Raw genomic sequence first — 4731 nt, 5'->3', positions numbered from 1 at the left:
GTGCTACTAAAGAAATTGAAAAAAAAAGTACTATAAAAAGGAGCCAATAATTTTTCATTTGAAAAAATTTAATCCTTGTAAAAATAGCAAACAATTTTAAGGTCTGCAACTCCAAGGGTTAATTTATAAAAAGGAACCTATTTATTTTATTTGTTTGTAGCAAACTGGAATAATTTCGCCTTTTGCTAAACAGTATTTTTCAACTAAATCACTAGAAATTGATTGTGTGTAGTTTATTTCGTCTACTTTAAAACCAATGCTTCTCAATTTATCAAAGTAATCTCTGCCATAAACCCTCACATGATCATATTGTCCGAAGATTTTAGCTCTTTCTTTTGGGTCGGTTATTGAATCATCTGCAAAAGTTGTAGCTCTAGATAGCTCTTGCGGAATTTGAAATATTCCCATGCCGCCCGGTTTTAAAACACGATATAATTCTTGCATCGCTTTTGTATCATCTGGAATATGTTCTAGAACGTGATTGCATAAAATGATGTCGTATGAATTATCTTCAAAAGGTAGGTTGCAAATATCTGCTTTTACATCGGCTAGCGGCGAAAACAAATCGGTTGTGGTATATTCTAAATTTGATTGTTTTTTAAAACGTTTGTAAAATTCTTGTTCGGGCGCAAAATGCAATACTTTTTTTGGTGCAGTAAAAAAATCGGTTTCATTTTTTAAATACAACCACAATAAGCGATGTCTTTCTAATGAAAGTGTACTGGGTGACAAAACGTTGTTTCGTTGTGTTCCATATCCGTAGGGTAAAAACATTCGAAAACTTTTTCCATCAATGGGATCGGTAAAAAGATTTCCTTTCAATAAAAAAGCTAAAATAGGTCGCACCACAATACTCAACCGAATCAATATTGGTCGAGGAATGGTATTTAATATAAGTTTGAATATTTTTTTCATTTTTTTTGAACTCAGATTTCACAAATTTTCACAGATTTTTCTTGCTTAATTCTTTTAATTTGTGAAAATCAGTGAAATCTGCGTTTGTTTTATTTACATCACTAAAGGCTTTTGTCTTAATCCATCTTCTTCATTACTTACAATTCCTAAGGCATCATAAATATAAGCAAAGGTTGATAATAATTCAGGTTTTCCATCTATAATAGCCACATCGTGTTCAAAATGAGCGCTCGGTTTTCCATCGGCAGTGGTAATGGTCCAACCGTCCTTATGTTGTTTTATATTTTTGGTTCCCATATTGATCATCGGTTCAATTGCAATAACCATTCCGTTCACTAATTTTTTTCCACGACCCCGTTTTCCGTAGTTTGGCACTTCAGGGTCTTCGTGCATTTTTCTGCCTAAACCGTGTCCGCACAACTCTCGTACAACTCCATAGCCTTGTGCTTCACAATATACTTGAACTGCGTTTCCAATATCTTCTACACGATTGCCCACTTTAGTAGCTCGAATTCCTTCATAAAGCGATTCTTTTGTAATTTTTAATAATTTTTTAGTTGCTGGATTTACTTCTCCTACTTCAAAAGTATAAGCATGATCACCATAAAATCCGTTTTTCAAAGCACCACAATCTACCGAAATAATGTCACCTTCTTGTAAAGGAATATCATTTGGAATTCCGTGAACTACTTGTGTATTGGGACTCATGCAAAGCGAATTTGGAAATCCATACATACCTAAAAATGCAGGCTCTGCTCCGTGCGAACGAATAAAATCCTCTGCTAATTTGTCTAAATATAAAGTAGTAACACCTGGTTTGATTTCTTTAGCAATCATTCCAAGTGTTTTAGAAACGATTAAGGCGCTTTCGCGCATTAATTCAATTTCTTCAAGGGTTTTAAGTATAATCATAATAAAAATTTCGGGACAAAAATACAAATTCAAGTTCAATTATTAGTTCAAATTCAAATTTCCTTATTTCTTTGGCCCAAAACCGTTCACCAAGTAGGAGTAATTTTATTTTTAAAGTTTGAATTCTAAAGTAGATTTTAGAACAAATTGTATAGGATATTATAAAATTTCACCAAGTATTAAAAATTTCATAGGAAACTAACCTTTTGATTTTGAATTTTTTAGCGAAAAAGTGCTGTTTTTGAAAATATTTCAATGAATAAGGGTTTTGCAACATTAAATAGCCTATCTTTGTTGCGAATTAAATTTTTCATAGATGAACATTTTTGTAGGAAGTCTTCCTTTCAGTGTAGAGGAAGCAGATTTAAGAGGTTATTTCGAAGAGTATGGAACTGTTGAATCAGTTAAAATTATCTCTGACAAATTTACCGGAAGAAGTAAAGGATTTGGATTTGTTGAAATGGCTAATGATGCTGAGGCTCAAAAAGCAATTGACGAATTAAACGGTGGAACTATCGAAGGTAGAAAAATCGTAGTTAACAAATCTGAACCAAAACCAGAAGGCGAAAGAAGAAGTTTCGATCGTAATGCTGGTGGAAGTAGAGGCGGTTTCTCTAATGATAGAGATAACAACTCAAGAGGTCGTTACTAATATATTTTTAAATATAAAACGAAAGATAAACCTTCGCATTGCGAAGGTTTTTTTAGTTTATTCAGGTTGTGTATTTTTTTAAAAAATAAACAAAATAAATTTACATACTTATAATAATGATTTACAAGTCATTACGGTTGGCTTTTCAATTCCCATCAATTCAAGAATTGTAGGCGCAATATCACCTAAAACTCCATTATGTATATTTTTTAAATCTTTGTCCACTAAAATAATTGGAACAGGATTTGTTGTATGAGCAGTATTGGGCGAACCATCTGGGTTAATCATTGTTTCACAATTTCCATGATCGGCAATGATAATCGTTGTGTAATTATTTTCTAATGCAGTTTCAACCACTTCTTTTACACAAACATCAACTGCTTCACAGGCTTTTATGGCGGCTTCCATAACGCCGGTGTGTCCTACCATATCGCCATTGGCAAAATTTAAACAAACAAAATCAACTGCGCCTTTTTTCAATTCTGTGACCAAAGCATCTTTTAGTTCAAAAGCACTCATTTCGGGTTGTAAATCGTATGTTGCTACTTTAGGAGAGTTTTTTAAAATTCTCGTTTCGTTTTTAAAAGGTTCTTCTCTTCCACCCGAAAAGAAAAAAGTAACGTGAGGATATTTCTCAGTTTCAGCAATCCTAATTTGTGTTTTTCCTGCTTTTTCTAAAACTTCACCTAGCGTTTCAGTAATATTATCTTTGTCATAAATTACATGAACGTTTTGGTAAGTTTCGTCATAATTAGTCATAGTAACATAATACAAATTCAGTTTATGCATATTGAATTCAGGGAAGTCTTTTTGCGAAAGCACTTCGGTTAATTCCCTTCCTCTATCGGTTCTAAAGTTGAAGAAAATAACCACATCTTCCTCTTTAATTGTTGCAACAGGTTTGTCTTGGTTGTCAACCATAATGATTGGTTGAATAAATTCGTCTGTAACGCTGTTGGCATAACTTTCTTGAATACTTTTAACGGCATTAGTAGAATGGAATCCTTCGGCATTGACTACTAAATCGTACGCTAATTTTACTCGTTCCCAACGTTTATCTCGATCCATGGCATAATATCTACCAATGATAGTAGCCAATGAAGCATTTGTGTTTTGTAAATAATTTTCTAAATCAGCAATGTAGTTAATTCCCGATTTTGGATCTACATCACGTCCATCAGTAAACGCATGCACAAACATTTTTTGAACACCACTTTCTTGAGCGGCATCAATTAAACCTCTTAAATGAGATGTGTGTGAATGCACCCCGCCATCTGAAACTAAACCTAAAAAGTGAATGGATTTGTTATTCTTTTTAGCATATTCAAACGCTTCTTTTAGCGGTTGCTCTTGACTCATTGTTTTGTGTTCAACGGCCAAATTAAGTTTGGCTAAATCTTGATATACAATGCGACCTGCACCTAAGTTCATGTGACCTACTTCCGAATTTCCCATTTGGCCTTCGGGTAAACCTACATTCAAACCATCGGTTCTTAATTGTGCATTTGGATATTGAGTATATAATCCGTCAATAAAAGGGGTGTTTGCATTGTCTATGGCGGATACTTTTGGGTCGGGCGATTTCCCCCAACCGTCTAAGATCATTAAAATTACTTTTTTGTTCATGACTTTGTATTTGGACAAAGATAAACAAATGAGTACTTTTTTAGTTTAAAAGAGAAGCAAAATTTACGAAATCGATTACGCAAATTATCCTTTTTTAACCCAATTTTTCGCTTGATTATAATCGATAAAATAACGCACACTAATTGATAAAATATGATTTAAATTGTTATCAAATAAATTTGAGAAGTTTGTATTAAAATTATTGTTTATAGTGCGATTAAAAGCAGCAGCATTATTTCTGTATAATATTGACATTTGGCTACCAGGAGCAAACCACCAAGAATAGGATAAATCTAAATTCCATGTGCTGAAATTTGAATTTTTATTTGCGGTATAAGTTGTATTTTGGGTTAAACTTCCATCTGAATTTAATGTGTTTATTTGATTATTTTCAGCAAGAGACCAATAATGTCTAACCGATAAATTAAAGTTCATCACACTACTGATAGAAAACTTACTGGTTAGCGAATTCGTATACGTATTTCTATCTCTTCGCGCAAAAATGATGTTACCATTTTCAAAATCAATAAAACCAATGTCGTTTTGCTGTCTAAAATAATCAAAGCTATACACTAATGAAAATTGATCATTAAAACGATATCTAGGCCTGATGTTTATTCCTGCTT

The 4731-nt window shown here is 33.0% G+C and carries 5 protein-coding genes; 1 reads left to right on the top strand and 4 read right to left on the bottom strand.

Translation table 11 applies throughout. The features are described 5' to 3' along the window. Nucleotides 1-141 precede the first annotated feature (141 nt). Nucleotides 142-915: a class I SAM-dependent methyltransferase gene (locus ACIQZC_RS09110; protein ID WP_396138916.1), complete on the bottom strand. Its 774-nt coding sequence runs from the start codon at nucleotides 913-915 to the stop codon at nucleotides 142-144. Between the two features lie 93 nt (nucleotides 916-1008). After that, complete coding sequence (gene map, locus ACIQZC_RS09105; protein ID WP_396138915.1) at nucleotides 1009-1827, bottom strand: type I methionyl aminopeptidase; 819 nt, start codon at nucleotides 1825-1827, stop codon at nucleotides 1009-1011. Between the two features lie 316 nt (nucleotides 1828-2143). Here map and ACIQZC_RS09100 point away from each other — a divergent pair, with 316 nt between their 5' ends. Beyond that, the gene (locus ACIQZC_RS09100) at nucleotides 2144-2479 is read left to right on the top strand and encodes an RNA recognition motif domain-containing protein (protein ID WP_396138914.1); all 336 of its coding nucleotides are present in this window, start codon (nucleotides 2144-2146) and stop codon (nucleotides 2477-2479) included. Between the two features lie 108 nt (nucleotides 2480-2587). Here ACIQZC_RS09100 and gpmI read toward each other — a convergent pair whose 3' ends face one another. Together gpmI and ACIQZC_RS09090 are read right to left on the bottom strand one after the other, a co-directional pair. Next, nucleotides 2588-4105, bottom strand: a complete 1518-nt coding sequence (gene gpmI / locus ACIQZC_RS09095; protein ID WP_396138913.1) for a 2,3-bisphosphoglycerate-independent phosphoglycerate mutase — start codon at nucleotides 4103-4105, stop codon at nucleotides 2588-2590. 84 nt (nucleotides 4106-4189) lie between these two features. After that, nucleotides 4190-4731 (bottom strand): DUF5916 domain-containing protein (locus ACIQZC_RS09090; protein ID WP_396138912.1); only part of this gene is annotated, 542 nt, incomplete at its 5' end.

This window comes from Flavobacterium sp., assembly GCF_044338735.1.
Lineage (GTDB): Bacteria > Bacteroidota > Bacteroidia > Flavobacteriales > Flavobacteriaceae > Flavobacterium.
The sequence above is the reverse complement of the archived record's forward strand: the minus strand, read 5'-3'. Positions and strand labels throughout refer to the sequence as shown.